The 16,563-nt window shown below is 63.4% G+C and carries 17 protein-coding genes; 5 read left to right on the top strand and 12 right to left on the bottom strand.

Translation table 11 applies throughout. From position 1 onward, the window contains the following. Nucleotides 1-2 precede the first annotated feature (2 nt). The 4 genes from BUS12_RS12560 to BUS12_RS12545 form a co-directional block, all read right to left on the bottom strand. Nucleotides 3-1,109, bottom strand: a complete 1,107-nt coding sequence (locus BUS12_RS12560; RefSeq protein ID WP_074295994.1) for a DUF1700 domain-containing protein — start codon at nucleotides 1,107-1,109, stop codon at nucleotides 3-5. Then, nucleotides 1,106-1,447 carry a PadR family transcriptional regulator gene (locus BUS12_RS12555; RefSeq protein ID WP_074295993.1) on the bottom strand — a complete coding sequence of 114 codons (342 nt, stop codon included), beginning with the start codon at nucleotides 1,445-1,447 and terminating at the stop codon, nucleotides 1,106-1,108. The genes BUS12_RS12560 and BUS12_RS12555 overlap by 4 nt, the downstream gene beginning before the upstream one ends. 228 nt (nucleotides 1,448-1,675) lie before the next feature. Then, on the bottom strand, nucleotides 1,676-2,854 hold the full coding sequence (locus tag BUS12_RS12550) for a hypothetical protein (protein WP_074295992.1): 1,179 nt from the start codon (nucleotides 2,852-2,854) through the stop codon (nucleotides 1,676-1,678). Between the two features lie 472 nt (nucleotides 2,855-3,326). Next, the gene (locus BUS12_RS12545; protein WP_074295991.1) at nucleotides 3,327-4,256 is read right to left on the bottom strand and encodes a LysR family transcriptional regulator; all 930 of its coding nucleotides are present in this window, start codon (nucleotides 4,254-4,256) and stop codon (nucleotides 3,327-3,329) included. 154 nt (nucleotides 4,257-4,410) lie between these two features. Here BUS12_RS12545 and BUS12_RS12540 point away from each other — a divergent pair, with 154 nt between their 5' ends. Further along, nucleotides 4,411-5,013 (top strand): NADPH-dependent F420 reductase, encoded by a 603-nt coding sequence (locus BUS12_RS12540; RefSeq protein ID WP_074295990.1) that lies wholly within the window; start codon nucleotides 4,411-4,413, stop codon nucleotides 5,011-5,013. Nucleotides 5,014-5,033: 20 nt separating this feature from the next. Continuing rightward, nucleotides 5,034-5,351: a LysR family transcriptional regulator gene (locus BUS12_RS39915; protein ID WP_074295989.1), complete on the top strand. Its 318-nt coding sequence runs from the start codon at nucleotides 5,034-5,036 to the stop codon at nucleotides 5,349-5,351. Here BUS12_RS39915 and BUS12_RS12530 read toward each other — a convergent pair. The 4 genes from BUS12_RS12530 to BUS12_RS12515 all read right to left on the bottom strand — a co-directional run bounded on the left by BUS12_RS12530 (nucleotide 5,348) and on the right by BUS12_RS12515 (nucleotide 8,859). Continuing rightward, nucleotides 5,348-5,752 (bottom strand): carboxymuconolactone decarboxylase family protein, encoded by a 405-nt coding sequence (locus BUS12_RS12530; protein ID WP_074295988.1) that lies wholly within the window; start codon nucleotides 5,750-5,752, stop codon nucleotides 5,348-5,350. The genes BUS12_RS39915 and BUS12_RS12530 overlap by 4 nt on opposite strands. 200 nt (nucleotides 5,753-5,952) lie before the next feature. After that, complete coding sequence (locus BUS12_RS12525; RefSeq protein ID WP_074295987.1) at nucleotides 5,953-7,767, bottom strand: methyl-accepting chemotaxis protein; 1,815 nt, start codon at nucleotides 7,765-7,767, stop codon at nucleotides 5,953-5,955. A gap of 234 nt (nucleotides 7,768-8,001) precedes the next feature. Further along, nucleotides 8,002-8,526, bottom strand: coding sequence for a universal stress protein (locus tag BUS12_RS12520; protein ID WP_074295986.1), 525 nt, complete (start codon nucleotides 8,524-8,526; stop codon nucleotides 8,002-8,004). 60 nt (nucleotides 8,527-8,586) lie between these two features. Continuing rightward, on the bottom strand, nucleotides 8,587-8,859 hold the full coding sequence (locus BUS12_RS12515) for a hypothetical protein (RefSeq protein WP_074295985.1): 273 nt from the start codon (nucleotides 8,857-8,859) through the stop codon (nucleotides 8,587-8,589). A gap of 374 nt (nucleotides 8,860-9,233) precedes the next feature. On the opposite strand from BUS12_RS12515, the gene BUS12_RS12510 reads away from it, so the two are divergent. Continuing rightward, nucleotides 9,234-10,619: a glutamate decarboxylase gene (locus tag BUS12_RS12510; RefSeq protein ID WP_074295984.1), complete on the top strand. Its 1,386-nt coding sequence runs from the start codon at nucleotides 9,234-9,236 to the stop codon at nucleotides 10,617-10,619. Between the two features lie 27 nt (nucleotides 10,620-10,646). After that, entirely contained in the window at nucleotides 10,647-12,176 is a 1,530-nt protein-coding gene (locus BUS12_RS12505; RefSeq protein ID WP_074295983.1) for an amino acid permease, read from the top strand. 63 nt (nucleotides 12,177-12,239) lie between these two features. Here BUS12_RS12505 and BUS12_RS12500 read toward each other — a convergent pair whose 3' ends face one another. Together BUS12_RS12500 and BUS12_RS38150 are read right to left on the bottom strand one after the other, a co-directional pair. Beyond that, nucleotides 12,240-13,529 (bottom strand): NRAMP family divalent metal transporter, encoded by a 1,290-nt coding sequence (locus BUS12_RS12500; protein ID WP_074295982.1) that lies wholly within the window; start codon nucleotides 13,527-13,529, stop codon nucleotides 12,240-12,242. A 39-nt stretch (nucleotides 13,530-13,568) separates the two neighbouring features. Then, nucleotides 13,569-13,784 (bottom strand): hypothetical protein, encoded by a 216-nt coding sequence (locus tag BUS12_RS38150; protein WP_143788312.1) that lies wholly within the window; start codon nucleotides 13,782-13,784, stop codon nucleotides 13,569-13,571. 311 nt (nucleotides 13,785-14,095) lie between these two features. On the opposite strand from BUS12_RS38150, the gene BUS12_RS12495 reads away from it, so the two are divergent. Beyond that, nucleotides 14,096-14,524 (top strand): YybH family protein, encoded by a 429-nt coding sequence (locus BUS12_RS12495; RefSeq protein ID WP_074295981.1) that lies wholly within the window; start codon nucleotides 14,096-14,098, stop codon nucleotides 14,522-14,524. A 2-nt stretch (nucleotides 14,525-14,526) separates the two neighbouring features. On the opposite strand, the gene BUS12_RS12490 is transcribed toward BUS12_RS12495, so the two are convergent. Both BUS12_RS12490 and soxC read right to left on the bottom strand, forming a co-directional pair. After that, nucleotides 14,527-15,090, bottom strand: coding sequence for a c-type cytochrome (locus tag BUS12_RS12490; RefSeq protein ID WP_074295980.1), 564 nt, complete (start codon nucleotides 15,088-15,090; stop codon nucleotides 14,527-14,529). Then, the gene (soxC, locus tag BUS12_RS12485; RefSeq protein ID WP_074295979.1) at nucleotides 15,083-16,366 is read right to left on the bottom strand and encodes a sulfite dehydrogenase; all 1,284 of its coding nucleotides are present in this window, start codon (nucleotides 16,364-16,366) and stop codon (nucleotides 15,083-15,085) included. The genes BUS12_RS12490 and soxC overlap by 8 nt, the downstream gene beginning before the upstream one ends. Nucleotides 16,367-16,563 lie beyond the last annotated feature (197 nt).

Below are 16,563 nucleotides of genomic sequence, written 5' to 3'. Positions count from 1 at the left end.
CGTTACCGTGCCGGCGTGTGGCCGAAACTCGTCGACAGCGCGTCGATCTGGCGCTGCGTGAAACGCGTCAGCGCACGCCAGGTGATGCACGTGAGCCAGATGCAGAGCAGCAGGCCGAGCAAGCCGATCGGCAATGCGATAACGGCGTAGCGTAGCGCGATGGATTCGAGCGTTTTGCCGCCGAGCCCGGAGATGTGGATATGATCCTGGCTGTCGTCGACCGCGATCCCGCCGTCGCCGATCGATACCTGGCTGCCGTCGCTGTTGTCGTTCACGCTCAGGTGGTGCGTATCGCCGTTTGCGTCCTGGTCGAAGCTCGCATGACTGCCGTCCGTGTCGACGATGTTCCAGCTCAGCGCCTGCTTATCCTCGCCGCTGCGCGCCAGCGAGAGCCGGCCGTCCACCGTGTCGCGGAAATCGAGTGCGTTCACCGCGTCGCGGTCGATGCTGAAGCTACCGTCGGCGTTTTGCGTCAGCAATTTGCGCGCGGCGTCATCGGGTATCTCCGTCTCGAGTTGGCCTTGCGCGTCGCGCTTAAGTTCGATCGGCCCGGCCGTGGTGACGAGATCGACCCGGGCACCGTTGTTCAGACGCAAGACGAAGCGCTTGTCGAGTACCTGCAGTCCGGCGAAGTCGGTGTGTAAATCGCCGACCTGATCGGTGGATTTGGTTTGCGTCTCTTTGCCGAGATTCAGGTTGAAATCGGTACCGAAGAAATGATGACTACCGAGCACGAGCATCGCGACCAGTCCCGCCACGGCCAGCGCGCCGGAGACGACATATCCCACCGTCAGCATCAGCAGATACAGCAGGAACGGTCCAAGCAACAGCAGTTGCAGCAACCCGAGCCGGGCGACCGACGCGACCACGCGCATCAGGTTGCCGACCGAGCGCTGCGCTTCCCACTGCCGGTAGTTGGCCTGAGCCGTGAGTTCGCGCGCGAGCTTGGCGGGGTCGCCGAGCGCGGCGATCACTTCTTCCTCGTGACGGCCGGCAGCCAGCGCATCGCCGATATATTCGCGGTAATCCGCAACGATCTCGTCGATCGCGGCCTTGGGCAGACTGCTGAGTTCCCGCCGCAACGCTTCAATGAATCCGTCCTGCTTCATCGGTTTTCCCCTGTGTCCTGTTGTTTGCCTTGTTGTGCCAGCACGCCGTTGACTTCGTCAACGAAACTGCGCCATTCGTCTTCCATTTCCAGCAGACTGCGACGACCGGTGCCCGTGAGCGAGTAGTACTTGCGCGGCGGCCCTGAGGTCGACTCCACAAGGTAGGTCGACACCCACGCTTCGGCCTGCAGCCGCCGCATCAGTGGGTAAATGGTGCCTTCGCTGATTTCCATGGTTTCGGCCAGCGTCGACACCAGCTCGTAGGCATAGCTGTCCCCGCGGGCCAGCACAGCCAGGACGCACATGTCGAGCGTGCCTTTCTTGAGTTGGGTTTTCATCGCATTTCAGAACATATTCGACACGTTGCCAGGTACTGTGTTATGCATGGTATCTAGCCGCAATAAGGCCCTACCGAATGTCATGGCGGCACTTTAGCAGCCTGTACCGTTTTATGCAAGGTACTGTTTAATGCACGCATGCTGCTTCCATCATGGAAACGGGCCGCTTGTAGCGGCCCGTTGTATACGTGAGTCAGTGCGCCCGGCGGCGCATGCGAGTGAGGGCGCCTATTCCCATCCCTGATACCCGGCCGGTTGCGCCGAATTGCCGTAACCGGCGGGGTACGGCCGCCGCAGTTCAGGCGGCGTGTACATCTGGTTCTGGTTATAGGCCGGGTAGGCAGGCGGGCGGTTCACGATGACGACCTGCTGTGCCGCCGCTTGAGCGGGCGGCCGAGGTACGTAGGCGGACTGCGCGTAAGCCGCCTGGTACTGAGGGGGCGGATACTGCGCAGGCGCGTACTGGTTAGCCTGAACGGCTCGAGGCGGTGGGGGCGGCGGTGCGTATTCCCGTCCGGCGTATCCTCCTGACGCCTGGGACTCTGTTGACGCCTGGTTGTAGGCCGGCACCGCCCGCTGAGCGTTCTGCGAATCGCGGCTCTGCGTCACCTGCGTGTCGTCGTCATGGTCCGATTTTTCGTCCGGCAATGCCGTCACGGCTTGCGTCGGAATCAGTATGGGCGGCTCGGACTCGGTGCCCGGCAGCTTCAGCGGCGTAGCCCGCGTCGAGGCCTGCTTCAGAGCTGCAGGTTGCACTTCAGCCCGCTTAGGTGGCGTGACATGCACTGACACCTGCTTCAATGACGCGATCGGCGCAGCGATCCGTCGCGGCGGCACAGACTCGATCTGCGCGTAAACATGCTTTTGCGGCGCGGGCGCGATTTGCGCGGGAATGCGCTTCAGCGGCACAGGCGCGGCCTGGGCAACGACCTGCCTGGGTGGCATGGCTCGCGCAGCAGCCACCCGCTTCGGCGACGCGAGCGGCGCGGGCAACGGCTTCGCCGGTGCGACCGGCGCGGCTACCTGCCTCAGCGGCGCGGCCTGCGCTACGACCCGCCTTGACGGCGCAATCCGCTCGGCAACCGGCTTCGGCGACGCGGGCACGGCCGGCGCGGCAAGCTGCTTCTGCGGATGCTTTACCTCGTCACCCAAGGTTGCATAGGATTTCGAATCTTCCCTGGCGCGCGCGTTATAGCCGATGAAATACGCGTAGCGCAGGTCTTTCAGGTGCGTCTGATTGTCGGTGTTGGCGGAGACGCGTTCTTCGCCGGGATCGAGAGAGGCGTCGATATTCGAGTCTTCGTAGGCCGAGGTTGCCGCATCAGCGGCAAGGGCGGACTCGGGATGCAGCGCACCCACAGAAGACACCAGCGCGGCGGCTACCGCGACGAGCACTTTTTTTTCCATACTTTCACCTCGGGATTCCGTGCGACGGTCCGCGTGGGATTCTCCAATCGCCAGACGGGACTTTCAATCGCGCATCCGGGATATCGACTCTTTTTAGCACGTCCTGAAGGGCCCAGGATAACGTTTCCGGGTATAACCCAGGCGAAAGACTATATGCCGAACAACCATAGCAGTCCCGACGTTGTCGGTCCGGAAATTTTTGCCTCCTCCGGCGGTGATGGCGCGCGCCGCTGGTTGCTACAAGGACGCCAAGAGCGCAATGGATGAGCGCCCGCAACGTCCGCTATCCGGCGTCAGTGAGCCGTTAGGGATGGCACGATCAGCCTGGCAATTTCATGCGGCGCGTCTTCGATGCTGTAGTGGCCGACTTGCGCGAACCGTGAGACCGGCGTTCGGGCAACGTCTGATGCGCACGGCGCTGCGGTCGCCATGTTGGTGCGGGTCGAACCGCATCAACCTGTTGACCTTCCACTCATTCGACACTTCCTGCAAACCTCTCGGCCAGCCGCTCCCGCTCGAACGCTTCGACAACGAAGTCCACAAACACGCGTGTCTTCGCCGGCAGCAACGCGCGCGTCGCGTAGTAGATCGAGATCGCCCCGGCGTCCGCGTACCAGCGCGGTAGCAACCGTACGAGTTCCCCGCGTTCGATCGACGGCAGCACGTCCGACACGGACAGCAGCGCGACGCCCAGTCCGAGAATGGCCGCTTCACGCATCGCTCCCGGGTCGTTGACCATGATGGTTTCGTTGAGCCGCGCGGGCATCTCCTCGCCCGCTGTGTCGCGCATCGTCCGCTGGCTTATGCGGCCGGTGCGGCTCGAGCGCATCGCGATGCCGTCGAGTTGCGCAAGCGCTCCAGGATCGGCCGGTGGCGCGCGGCCGGCCATGTAGGCCGGGGACGCCACGGCCACGAGATGCGCCGGCGTCAACGCGCGCGACACGACGCCCGGGGCGAGATCGAATCCACCACCCAGCGCCGCATCGTATCCCTCTGCGATCAGGTCCACCTGCCGGTTCTCGAAGTACCAATCCGGACGAACCATCGGATAGCGCGCGAGGAACGCCGGCAGCAGCGGCATGACGTACGTGATGCCGAAGGTCGGCGGCATGCTGACTTTCAGCACGCCGGCCGGCTCGCTGCGATCGGTTGAGACGGACGCGATCGCGGCCTGCAGCGCGTCCAGATTGCCGCCAATTTCCACCAGAAAACGCGTCCCCGCCTCGGTCAGCGTGAGCTTGCGCGTCGAGCGCTGGAACAGCCGCACGCCGAGATTGCGTTCCAGCAGCGCAACGTTCCGGCTGACCGCTGCGGGCGTCAGCGCAAGACGCCGCGCGGCCGCGGAGAAGCTGCCCGTTTCGGCGCTACGCACGAACGACTCGAGGTTGGCCAAGGTTTCCATGCTGGGATATTAAAGCAATGCTTGAAAATAATTCAAGCAATTACCCGCTAATCATCGAGCAATTAAGGCGGCAAGATTCGCTCATCCCGCCTTGGGGCGTGAACGTCACCAGCCTTTATCACCAGAGTCATCACCCTTCACCAGGAGCATCGTCATGAGCACCATCGGAATCATCGGAGCAGGCGCCATTGGGTCCGCATTCGCGAAAGCGCTGGCCCGCAAAGGCCTTCAAGCCATCATCTCGAACAGCCGGGGCCCGGATTCGCTCGCGGACCTCGCGCGCGAACTCGGCCCCTCGATCACCCCGGGAACGCGCGACCAGGCGGCCGCGCAGGACATCGTCCTCGTCGCAGTGAACTGGTCGCGGCTGCCGTCCGCCCTGGACGGCCTGCCGGACTTCGGCGGACGCATCGTGATCGACGCCAACAACCCGATCGAAGCGCCGCGCTTCGAACCCGCCGAGCTTCATGGCCGGACCTCGAGCGAAGTATTCGCGGACCTCGTGCCGGGCGCACGCGTCGTGAAGGCGTTCAATCATCTACCCGCGCATCTCATCTCCGAAGATCCCCAGGCCGACGGCGGGCATCGCGTGTTGTTCTTCGCGGGCGACGACGCGCCTGCGAAATCGGCGGTGAGCGAACTGATCGGGCGGCTCGGCTTCTTCGGCATCGACCTGGGTTCGCTCGTCGGCGGGGGGCAGTTGGTCCAGATCCCAGGCGGCCCGTTGCCGGTGCTCAATCTCGTCAAGTTGGGATAGCTAACGACCGTCTGGAAAGCATGACCGTATTCGTCGAGATTGTGACTGCAGGTAGTCTGGTGGCTGCGGCTGAGCGATTGAATTTATCGCCAAGCATGGTGGGCAAGCATCTCAATGCGCTTGAAGAGCGTCTCGGTGTGATACTGCAACCCTTCGGTCTTGTGAAGACGGACATGATGACGGGGCGGTTGAATCGATTGCTCGCCGGATATGCAACGCGTGGTAGAGATTTTTATTTGCTCTACGCACGCGATCCTGACGCACCCGCGAAACTGCGCGTATTCGTCGAATTTGCGCTTGACCACTTCGCCGCAGCGAACCTGGGTCAAGCGGCCTAAGCGCTTTCTTCCGCCACGCCGAAGACCTCTGCGGCAACGCCCAACGCATTGTTCACGGCCGCGCCCCCGGCGTAAAACATCGTCTGCAGGATGGTTTCGAGAATCTGCTCACGCGATGCCCCCGCGACAAGCGCGGCCTCAATGTGGGCACGCAACTGCGGAAGCGCATAACCGAGCGTGACGCAAGACCCGATGACGACCAGCTCTCGCGTCGCGAGGTCGAGCCCTGGGCGGTCGAGTACGCCGGCGAACGCCCATTGCATGGTCATCGTCAGAAAGTCGGGACACAGTTGCTCGCGCGACTGGGCCAACTGCTTGCCGCTGTGTTCGCCATGCAAGCGTTCGAACAGCGCAAGGCCTCGTGCGTAGGATTCGTCTCGGGGTAGAAGGGGGTGCGGCATTGCTATCCTCATCAATGATTGCCGAAAGATCGGCGGCAACCAAAGTGTGCACGTTTGAGGCTTGACGAAGAATGCCTGTCCGGTAGGTTCAGATCACACCGTGAGTGTGCAATCGCCGGTTCGATGAACGTTGCGCAGTGAAATCTTGAGTCCGCGCTCGTGTGCTTCGCGCGGCCCCTCAAACTCGCAGCCATCGCACGTTACGCGAGGGCATCTCCGTGACGCAGCTTGAACAGCCCCACGATGCGCGACAGCCCATGCGCCTGCTCGTTCAGCGTCGCGGAGGCCGCCGTCGATTGCTCCACGAGGGCGGCGTTTTGCTGCGTCGCCTGATCCATCTCGGCGACGCTGCGGTCGATCTGGCTGATGCCCGCGCTCTGCTCGCTCATCGCACCGTCGATTTCGCCGATGACGCGATTCACGCGATCGATCCCGGCGACGATTTCCTGCATCGCCGCGCCGGCTGCCTGGACGCGCTGCGCGCCGGTGCCGACGCTGGCTTCCGAGGCTTGGATCAGATCCTTGATCTCGCGCGCCGCGGTCGCGCAGCGCTGCGCCAGCGTGCGCACTTCACCGGCCACCACGGCGAATCCACGACCGTTCTCGCCGGCACGCGCCGCTTCGACGGCCGCGTTCAGCGCCAGGATGTTGGTCTGGAACGCGATGCTGTCGATCACGCCGATGATTTCGGTAATGCGCGCCGAGGACCGGGCGATCTCGTCCATCGTGCCGACCGCGCTCGTCACGACTTCGCCGCCGCGCGCCGCCGCCTGGCTCGCCGTGGTCGCGAGCCGCGTGGCTTCCATCGCGGCTTCGGCCGATTGCTTGACGCTGGCGGTCAACTGCGTGAGCGCGGCCGAGGTGTTCTGCAGATTGCTGGCGGAGGTTTCCGTGCGCTGCGACAGATCGCGGTTGCCCATTTCGATTTCGCTGGTCGCGGTCGTCATGTTTTCGACGCCCGCGCGGACTTCCAGCAGCACGGTGCCGATCTTGTCGACAAAGGCGTTGAAGGAGGCCGAAATCTGCGCCACCTCGTCGCCGCCGACCACCGGCAGGCGATGCGTGAGATCGCCGCTACCCGAGCCGATCGTGTCCATTGCATCGCGCACCCGCGAGAGGCTGCGGAACGAATGCGACGTGAAGAACGCGGCGATGCCCACCGCGGCCAGCGTCAGCAGGACCATCGCCGCCCCGAGCGCGCGCAGGACGTTGGCGAGACCCGCCGTTGCCTCCGCCTTGTCGAGTGCGATCACCATGTACCAGTCGGTGCCCAGCACGGGCTGCGCCTTGAGCAGCTTCGCCACCCCGCCCAGATTGACCTCCATCGGTGCGCCGGCTTGCGCGAGCGAGGCCAGCGCGTCCGGCGTGAGGGCGGTGGAGATGTCGGTTGCCGGCTTGAGGATCAGCTTGGCATCCGGATGCGCGATCACCTGGCCGTCGCGCGTCACGACGAAGGCGAGGCTCGAGGGCGTCGGATGCACGGTGGCGACCACGTCGCGCACGCCGTCGAGCGGCACGGCGCCGCTCAGCGCACCGGTGGCCGCGCCGTTGCGGATCATCGGCGCCGAGAAAGAGACGTAGGGCACACCCGTCGCCACGTCGCCATACGGCTTCGTGACCAGCAGCGTGCCGGCCGCGATGGCCGCCTTGTACCAGGGCCGCGCGGTGGGATCGTAGTCCTTGGGCGTGGTGCTGCTGGTCGAGAAATAGGTCTTGTCGGTCCAGCCGACGGTGGTGACCGGAAAGCCGTCCGCGTTGCTCATATGCTTGACGAGGCCCTGCGGATCGCCGTGCTCGACCTCGTCGGCAGTCACCTTGACGGCCAGCGCCTTGGCCGCCACCCACTTGTCGATAGCGAGCGTATTGGCGCTGGCGATGGCGCTCAGGTTCTGGGCGATGGTCTCCATCGTGTTGGCGCGCACGGTGGTATAAGCAGCCGCTCCCGAGAGCGCGAGCGCGCCGATGACGGTCGCAGAGGAAATGATCAGGATGCGGGTTCGAAGTGAGGAAATCATGGTTTCCGTGAAGAATGGAACGGAGTGGCACGAATTGGAATACTCACGGTGACCCTTCGGTATGACCCCGAGCCGAGTCACGGTTTTGGCAGCACCTTTACGGTCTACGGCGGAAAACGCGAGAACTTGAGGGGTGTGGGGGAAGGGGGGGCCGGTCCGGGCAACCGGCATAGGCTTTCGCTGCACCGGCGCAGTGGCGGTGCAGCGGAGTGGCTAAGTGCTCACGGGCCGCCGTTAGCGCGGCAACTCCTGGGTCGCTGCGGCGAGTTCGGTGTGACCCGGTATGGCCGCATCCGCGAGTGTGGTTTGCGCTTGCCGGCTCGGCACCAGCAACACCGGCAGGCTGGCGCTGCGTACCACGCGCTCGGCCACGCTGCCCAGAAACAGGCGCTTGAAGCCGCGTCGCCCGTGTGTGCCGAGTACCAGCAGATCCGCATTGAACTCGTTGGCCGAGATGCGGATCCGCTCCGAAATATCTTCGCCTACCGGCGCTACGTCGACCAGCCGCGGTACGCCTGCCACGTTCTCGTGCTTCATCCGCGCGAGCGCATCCGCCAGCAGCCGCTGGCCTTCCTCAACGAAGGCGTCGCGCAGGATGGTCGGGTCGTAGCCGGACGCGTCGTATGCCATCAACGGGTTGTCGACGACGTAAAGGGGCTGCAACTGCGCGTCGTTATCGTGTGCGAGTTGCAGCGCGGTGTCGAAGGCATGTTCAGACGTCTCGCTGCCGTCGATCGCTACCAGAATGCGTTTATACATATCTGCCTTGAAATATTCATGGGGACGGTGCGCCCTGTCCCGCGAAGAGATGGGATGGGATCACAGCGCCGTAGCCTGCACCTTGCCGTCGACAATGTCCTTGCCGAACTGCATCGCAAGGTTGATCGCATCGTCGAAACTGGCAGGGCTCACCGCGTCGAAGACCGTTGCGTAGCGCCGTGCGTCGGCTTCGTTCGAGGGGATCGTGTCGATGCGCACCACTGAAGCAAAACGCCGCGCACCCGGGGCATAGGGATCGTCGAACGGCGGGAATTGCTGGTGAGCGTAGGCACGCAACTCGTGTCCGTGGTAGGTCATGGTGGGGATGATCATGATGATGGGCTCCTTGTTGAGCGGTGGGTTCCGCTGAGCTCAGCCCGGATATCGACGGCGTGACAGCCGATCGGAAAACAGCGCAGTGAATGACACCACCATGCGCTCAATGGCGGTGTAATGCAATCAACAGATTGTCTGAAATGTCGCAGTGCGGTACGCCACCGTACCGACTTCGTCCGGCCCTTCGTGCACCGTGGTCACAGAAGTTCTCCCGTCTGTTCAACGCCGCCATTTCACTCGCTCCGGTGTTCGCTCGCGAAACCGCCGCACTCGCCGCACCTGCCGCATTCACCGCACTTGCCGCTTGAATCGCCGCCGCGCCAGGCACGGCACTCGTCGCCGCACCCATTTCACTCCAGGAGTCTCGCACCATGACCTTTCTCAAGTCCCCGCCATCGACGCCCGATGCCGTTGCCGACGAATACGCCGCGACCATATCGGGTTCTTCGCTGCCGAAGTACCGGATTCCGGAGGCCTCGTCGGATCGCCGCGCCGTATTCGATCTGGTGCGCGACGAACTGCTGATGGACGGCAACTCGCGGCAGAACGTTGCGACGTTCTGCACCACCTATGCCGACGACGAAGTGCGCAGCCTGATGGATCTGTCGATCGACAAGAACATGATCGACAAGGACGAGTATCCGCAAACCGCGGAGATCGAAATGCGTTGCGTGCACATGCTCGCGGATCTATGGCATGCCCCGAAGTCATGGAAGACCACTGGATGCTCGACGACAGGCTCGAGCGAGGCCTGCATGCTCGGCGGTCTTGCCCTCAAGTGGCAGTGGAAAAAGCGCAGGGAGGCGCAAGGCAAGCCGACCGATAAGCCGAACTTCGTCTGCGGTCCGGTGCAGGTGTGCTGGGCGAAGTTCGCGCGCTACTTCGATGTCGAGATGCGTCAGGTGCCGCTCAGCGGCGACGCCACCGGATTGCGACCGGAAGATCTGGCGCGGTATTGCGACGAGAACACGATCGGCGTCGTGGCGACACTCGGCATCACGTTCACCTGCGTCTACGAACCGGTGAAGGCGCTGGCGGGTGCGCTGGACGCCTTGCAGGCCGATGTTGGACTCGATATTCCGATTCACGTCGATGCGGCCAGCGGCGGCTTCGTCGCACCGTTTATCCAGCCGGAACTCGAATGGGACTTCAGCGTGCCGCGCGTCAAATCGATCAATGCGTCGGGCCACAAATACGGGCTCGCACCGCTTGGCGTGGGTTGGGTAGTGTGGCGCAGCACGCAGGACTTGCCGGACAAACTGATTTTCCGCGTCGATTATCTGGGCGGCGACATGCCGACCTTTGCGCTGAATTTCTCGCGACCGGCCGGCCAGATCATTGCGCAGTACTACATGCTGCTGCGTTTGGGCCGTGAAGGCTATCGACACATCCAGCAGGAGTGCGCAGATACCGCGCAGGCGCTGGCCGACGGTCTGGCAAAGATCGATGCGCTGGAGATGATCTACGACGGGCGTGGCGCATTGCCCGCTGTTTGCTACAAGCTGAGGCATCCGCAGGCAGCGGGCTTCACGTTATTCGACCTGTCCGACCGGGTGCGCATGCGCGGTTGGCAGATTGCCTCGTACGAACTGCCGGCGGGCCGCGAGGACACCATCGTGCAGCGCGTGTTGATCCGGCGCGGTGTGACGCGCGACATGGCGGCGATGCTGCTCGAGGACATCAGGCATGCCATCGCACATCTGACGAAGAATCCGGTGCCGCATTCGACCGCCGGCCCGACCTTCCACCACGATTGATGACGCCTCTCTACAGGAGCGCACGAAATGAATGACCGTGTTACTACCGCGGCGGGCTTACCGCCCGCCAACACCGCGAATGTCGCAACGCGCGGCAAATATCTGAGCGTCACCTCAATCGGTCTGATGACCGCCGCCGCCGTCGTCACAAGCCTGCGCGGCCTTCCATTGCTCGCGAAGGAAGAGATGACGATGTTCGTCTATCTCGCGTTTACCGTCGTTTTCTATCTGATCCCCGCATCGCTGATTTCGGCTGAACTGGGCGGGGCTTTTGCCGACCGGCGCGGCGGTATCTACACGTGGGTCGCGGAAGCGTTCGGCACACGCTGGGGTTTTCTCGCGATCTGGTTGCAGTGGATTCAGAACGTCGTCTGGTTTCCGGTTGCCTTGACCTTCGGCGCGGCGGCGCTCGCCTACACGATCGGCCGTCCGGAACTGGCGAAGAACGGCGTCTATGTGGGGATCTTCTGCATCGTCGCGTACTGGCTTGCGACGTGGGTCGTGCTGCAAGGCGTCGAAGTCTTCGCGAAGATCGCCAACTGGACCTTCGTGATCGGCACCATCGTGCCGGGCATGGTGCTGCTCGTGCTGCTTGGCTACTGGATCAGCAGCGGCCATCCGCTCGGCTGGCAACACCTGAACGATGCCGCGCTGTCCCAGGATGGCCATGCCCGCTTCTGGCCGGCGATTCATGGTTTCGGCACGATCTCGTTTCTGGCCGGGATCGTGCTGCTGTTTGCCGGTGTCGAAGTGCAAGCGGTTCATGTGATCGACATGCGCAGCCCGAGCCGGGGGTTTCCGGCGGCCATCGGACTGGGCGCGCTGATTTCGGTGCTGATCTTCGCACTCGGCGCACTGCCGATCGCTGCGATCTTGCCCTACGAAAAGATTTCGCTGCAATCCGGCGTATTCGACGCGTTCGGTGCGGTGCTGGTGGATATCTGGCATATGGGCTGGGCGGTGTCGGCGCTGTCGCTGCTGGTTGGCGTCGGGGCAATCAGTGGCGTGCTGGCCTGGCTCGGCAGTCCGTCGCGCGGCCTGCTCGAAACCGCGCATGAGGGTGAGTTGCCGCCGCTGCTTCAGGCGAAGAATCGCAAGGGTATGCCCACGCATATCCTGCTGGTGCAAGGTTTGATCGTGACCGTCATTTCGTGCTTCTACTTTGTGATCCAGGATGTATCGGTGGCGTTCTTTCTGATCTCCGCCATGACGATCGCGCTTTACCTGATCGCCTACATGTTCATGTATGCGGCGGCGATCCGCTTGCGCTACTCCGCAGCGGCTTTGCCGCGCCCCTTCACGGTGCCGGGCGGTCTGGCCGGCATGTGGCTGACTGCCGGAATCGGCTTTGTCGGCGTGCTGTTCAGCTTCGTCGTGTCGTTCTTCCCGCCGGACCAGTTGCCGGTCGGCTCACCTTTGCTTTACACGGGACTGGTTGTCTTCGGCATTGTGGTGTTCGCAGGCATTCCGCTGATCATCCACCACGTCCGCCGCGGCGACTGGGCGACGGCGCAGGATGCGCCGGTTGTGCGGCCCGCAGCGATACCGGTGAAGTAGGCACATGGGTGGCGTCGGTGATCGGCCATTCGCCATTCGCCATCCGTCATGAGAACGGCCGTTTTACGTGAACCAGCTGACAGCCATCGCTACGACCGTTGCCGCCATCACACCGGTGGCAACCCAGCCGAGGACGCGCAGTGTCGGCGGCAGCGTGAAACCGGTCATGATGCGGGTGCGCATCGAGAGATGCATCATGACGATCATCACCGGGACCGCGACGACACCGTTGAGAACCGCGCTCCAATACAACGCCTTGACCGGATCGATCGACGTGAAGTTCAGGCCCACGCCGATCAGCGTTGCCGCGGCGATCACGGCGTAGAACGGCTTCGCCTGCGACGGCAGACGTGCGAGGCCCACCCGCCATGCGAACAGCTCGCCCACCGCGTACGCCCCCGATCCGGCTAGCACGGGCACGGTCAACAAGCCGGTGCCTATGATGCCGGCCGCGAACACAAGGAACGTGAACGGGCCCGCGATGCCGCGCAGCGCTTCCGCGGCCTGAGCCGAAGTCTGAATATCGGTCAGCCCGTGCGCGTGCAGCGTGGTTGCGGTCGTCACGACGATGAAGAACGCGATCACATTCGAGAGCGCCATGCCGAGGTAAGTATCGATGCGGATCCGTGTGAACTCCGCGGGCGCTTCCCACGGTGCGTGGGTCAACGGATGCGCACCTGGCCGTTCCATTTCGTCCTCGACTTCCTGCTCGGCCTGCCAGAAGAACAGGTAAGGGCTGATTGTCGTGCCCATGACAGCGACGATGGCGACGAGGTAATCCGCCTTGATGGACAGCGTCGGTAACAGCACGGCCCAGCCGACCTGAGCCCACGGCACTTGCACGACGAATGCGCAGATCACGTAGCTGAACAGCGACAGGCACAGCCATTTCAGAACCGACACATAGCGTGCATAGCGGATGAACACCTCCAGGACCACTGAGAGCAACCCGAAACCGCACACATAGAGTAGGGCGGGACCTGAGATCAGCAGCTTGAGCGCCGCACCCATGGCGCCCAGGTCCGCCCCCAGATTGATGATGTTCGCGAGCAGCAGTAACCCGACTATGCTGGTCGACAACCAGCGCGGATAGTGCTCACGCAGATTGCCCGCAATACCACTGCCGGTGACGCGCCCAATGCGGGCGCTGATCTCCTGGATCGCGGCCATCAACGGATAGCTGAACAGGAGTGTCCAGGCGAGGCCATAGCCAAATTGCGCGCCGACCTGCGAATACGTGGCGATCCCGCTGGGATCGTCGTCCGATGCGCCGGTGATGAGGCCGGGGCCCATCACTTGCAGCAGTTTTGGCCGGGGCGGTTGCTTGACCGGATCGTCGGTAAGCGTATTCATGAAGGGCACGCTCCTGGCGGCAGGCTACACGGGCGTCTGCTATGTCAGATTGCTGAGCTCGGCACGTGCAAACGTCTCGACTGTTTTCCATGCAACCTCTTCGCGTTCGAATAGCGTATCGAGCTTGATGAGTTCGTTGCTCTTTGCCGCGCCTTTCGGAACAATGCACACGCTTGCTACCCAACCGTCGGCAATGTGATTCTCGACGGTCATATGAGCGTCATGCGTACTGCTCGAGATGATTCTGTCTGCCATGGCGCCACCTGTCTTATCGGACGAAAACCACACTTGCTTTTGGGGCGAACGCGCGTGCGGCCGCATAGTCTTCTTTGCACGCTACGCGCACGCGCGCAAGAATGCGGTACGACAACGTACAGTTGCCGGCCTTTATTCAAGGGCATTCAAGGGCGCCATCCGCGTGGATACCTGCGAATTTCCCCGTATCGGATGTCGATCCTGCGACTCGTCAATCGTCATAGTGTTGAAACACAACCGGTCAGGCGCCTCGGATGTGCCGTTCTAGAGGGGTTCCGGCCGCCATCGCCATCCGCTTCAGGAGAAACACAGTGGACCAACCCGACAACCCGATCCTGCAGGTCCTGGACGACTACAAGGCGGCGGTACTCGCAAAAGACCTCGACGCTTTCATCGCGCTGTACGACGAGGACGTGCGGGTCTTCGACATGTGGGGGGCGTGGTCGTACAACGGCATTGCGTCATGGCGGGACATGGTGGCCCGCTGGTTCGGCTCGTTGGGTACCGAGCGCGTGGTTGTGGATTTCAGCGATCCGCAAACGATTGTCGCGCAGGACCTTGCCGTCGTTCACGCCTTCGTGACATACCAGGCGCTGACGGCGGACGGCGTGGCGCTGCGCTCGCTGGATAACCGGCTGACCATGACGCTCAGGCAGCGCGGGGGCGGGTGGAAGGTCGTCCACGAACACACCTCGTCGCCGCTCGACGTTGAGACAGCGAAGGTCATCTTCAACCGCTGATATCAGAGCTTGTCGGGCCGTGGATCGACCACGAAGCCATCGCGATTGGGCATTTTCACGCGCGGCAGCGACACCGCATCGAGGCGCGTATCCGGCGGCACGATACCGTTCTGATTCAGCAGGAAAGCGCACACGGCGTACACCTCGTCCGCCGAGAGCGACTCGGGTGCGTTATACGGCATGGCGCGGTGGATGTAGTCGAACAACGTCGTCGCGTACGGCCAGTAACTGCCGATTGTGCGCTTCGGTTTCGCCGTAGCGAGCGTGCCTTGTCCACCGACCAGCGCATCGCCGATCAGGCCTTGTCCTTGCGCGCCATGGCAAGCGGCACACTGGGCCGCGAAGATATGCGCGCCGGTGAGCACGTCGCCGCTACCTGCGGGCAGGCCGCGGCCGTCCGGCGCTACGTCGATATTCCACGCGGCGACGTCCTGCTCGGACAAGGGCGTACCGATGCCGTACGCCGCCTGTGCATTCGGCGCAAGCAAGGCTGTGACGACAGCAACAGCGGCAACGGCAACGCCCGCGACACCCGCCGCACCTCTGCGCCCGAATAAACTAGGCATTGCGCACCTCGCCGCTCGCTTCGACGCGCCATTGCTGAATGGCGTTGTAGTGATACTGCGAATTCAGCCCACGTGCGGCGACCAGCGCCTCGCGTGTCGGCTGCACGTAACCGGTCGAATCCGTGGCGCGCGACAGGATCGCCGCGGGCGCGCCTTGCCAGTGCCAGTCCGCCTGAAAACGCGTCAACGCGCGATCGCGCACCGGTCCATCCAGACGCGCCAGTTGCCAGCTTGCCCCGCCGTCGCTCGATACCTCGACCTTGCGAATCGAGCCTCGGCCGGACCACGCGAAGCCGCTGATCGGGTAATAGCCCTGGGTGGTCAGACGATGGCCGGGCGAAGGTTGCGTGATCACCGACTTGGCGTCCATCTCGAATGCAAACTGTCTGGCCGTGCCGTTCGCCAGCAGGCTGGTGTATTTTGAGGTCTCCTCACGAGTCTGCAAGGGCGCGTCGACGAACTTCAGACGGCGTAGCCATTTGACGTGAGTGTTGCCTTCGAAGCCCGGCACGATCAGGCGCAGCGGATAGCCGTTCTCCGGGCGCAGACGTTCGCCGTTTTGCGCGTAGACCACCAGCGCCCGCTCGAGGATGCGCTCGAGCGGCAGGCTGCGCGTCATGGCCGCGGCATCGGCGCCTTCCGCGAGCATCCATCCGTCGGTTCGTCCGTCGGAGGAGGCCGACAAGCCGCCGACCTCTTCGAGCAGCGTGGACAGCCGCACGCCGGTCCATTCGCAACACGACAGCAAGCCGTGCGTCAACTGAACCGGTTGCCCGCTCGGCCCATTCCATTCGCCACCAGTATTCCCGGAGCATTCGATGAAGTGAATGCGCGATTCGGAGGGCAGACGCAGCAGGTCGTCCATGGTGAACAGCTTCGGCTGCCGGACCAGACCGTGAAGCACCAGACGGTGCTGATCGGGATCGATGTCCGGCACCCCGCCGTGATGACGTTCGTAGACGAGGCCGTTCGGCGTGATTGTGCCGAACAGATCGGCGAGCGGCGTCATCGACGAGGCCGTACCCGGCAGTGGCCACGCGCGGGCGCTGCGCCGCACCACATCGGCCTCATGCGGCGACGGCAGTCCGTAGGGATGCTCGAGTATCGGCGCGCCTGGCGCGCGGCTCCACGGCGCGATCTCGAGCGGCTTGAGCAGGGCGTTGGCAGCGCCGGCACGCTGGGACGCCACCAGACTGCCCGCGGCGAAGCCGCCCAGCAAGCGGCGGCGAGCGCGTGAGGTGGGCCGGTCTTGCGAGGTGTTGCGAGCGTTCGTCATCAGTGTCTGTGCATGTCACGAGCCAACTGACCATGGTAGCAACGGGCATTGCGCCGCCAAAACGATCAATCGTGATATGGATTGCAGCAGATGTGCGGAGCGTGCCGCGTGAGCGACGCAGATGCGGGATTCAAGCGGAGGTGAAGCAGGAGGGGAGGACGGCGGTGATGGACGTGGCGCTCGGCCACCGACCGGAT

The organism is Paraburkholderia phenazinium (genome assembly GCF_900142845.1).
Classification (GTDB): Bacteria; Pseudomonadota; Gammaproteobacteria; order Burkholderiales; family Burkholderiaceae; genus Paraburkholderia; species Paraburkholderia phenazinium_A.
This window is presented reverse-complemented; position numbering and strand designations above follow the sequence as displayed.

Coding starts and splice junctions, on each gene's coding strand:
- BUS12_RS12540 (WP_074295990.1), top strand. CDS start 4,411: ATGAGCACCATCGGAATCATCGGAGCAGGCGCCATTGGGTCCGCATTC.
- BUS12_RS12500 (WP_074295982.1), bottom strand. CDS start 13,529: ATGAATACGCTTACCGACGATCCGGTCAAGCAACCGCCCCGGCCAAAA.
- BUS12_RS12490 (WP_074295980.1), bottom strand. CDS start 15,090: ATGCCTAGTTTATTCGGGCGCAGAGGTGCGGCGGGTGTCGCGGGCGTT.
- BUS12_RS12545 (WP_074295991.1), bottom strand. CDS start 4,256: ATGGAAACCTTGGCCAACCTCGAGTCGTTCGTGCGTAGCGCCGAAACG.
- BUS12_RS12525 (WP_074295987.1), bottom strand. CDS start 7,767: ATGATTTCCTCACTTCGAACCCGCATCCTGATCATTTCCTCTGCGACC.
- BUS12_RS38150 (WP_143788312.1), bottom strand. CDS start 13,784: ATGGCAGACAGAATCATCTCGAGCAGTACGCATGACGCTCATATGACC.
- BUS12_RS12560 (WP_074295994.1), bottom strand. CDS start 1,109: ATGAAGCAGGACGGATTCATTGAAGCGTTGCGGCGGGAACTCAGCAGT.
- BUS12_RS12510 (WP_074295984.1), top strand. CDS start 9,234: ATGACCTTTCTCAAGTCCCCGCCATCGACGCCCGATGCCGTTGCCGAC.
- BUS12_RS12515 (WP_074295985.1), bottom strand. CDS start 8,859: ATGATCATCCCCACCATGACCTACCACGGACACGAGTTGCGTGCCTAC.
- BUS12_RS12520 (WP_074295986.1), bottom strand. CDS start 8,526: ATGTATAAACGCATTCTGGTAGCGATCGACGGCAGCGAGACGTCTGAA.
- BUS12_RS39915 (WP_074295989.1), top strand. CDS start 5,034: ATGACCGTATTCGTCGAGATTGTGACTGCAGGTAGTCTGGTGGCTGCG.
- BUS12_RS12530 (WP_074295988.1), bottom strand. CDS start 5,752: ATGCCGCACCCCCTTCTACCCCGAGACGAATCCTACGCACGAGGCCTT.
- soxC (WP_074295979.1), bottom strand. CDS start 16,366: ATGACGAACGCTCGCAACACCTCGCAAGACCGGCCCACCTCACGCGCT.
- BUS12_RS12505 (WP_074295983.1), top strand. CDS start 10,647: ATGAATGACCGTGTTACTACCGCGGCGGGCTTACCGCCCGCCAACACC.
- BUS12_RS12550 (WP_074295992.1), bottom strand. CDS start 2,854: ATGGAAAAAAAAGTGCTCGTCGCGGTAGCCGCCGCGCTGGTGTCTTCT.
- BUS12_RS12555 (WP_074295993.1), bottom strand. CDS start 1,447: ATGAAAACCCAACTCAAGAAAGGCACGCTCGACATGTGCGTCCTGGCT.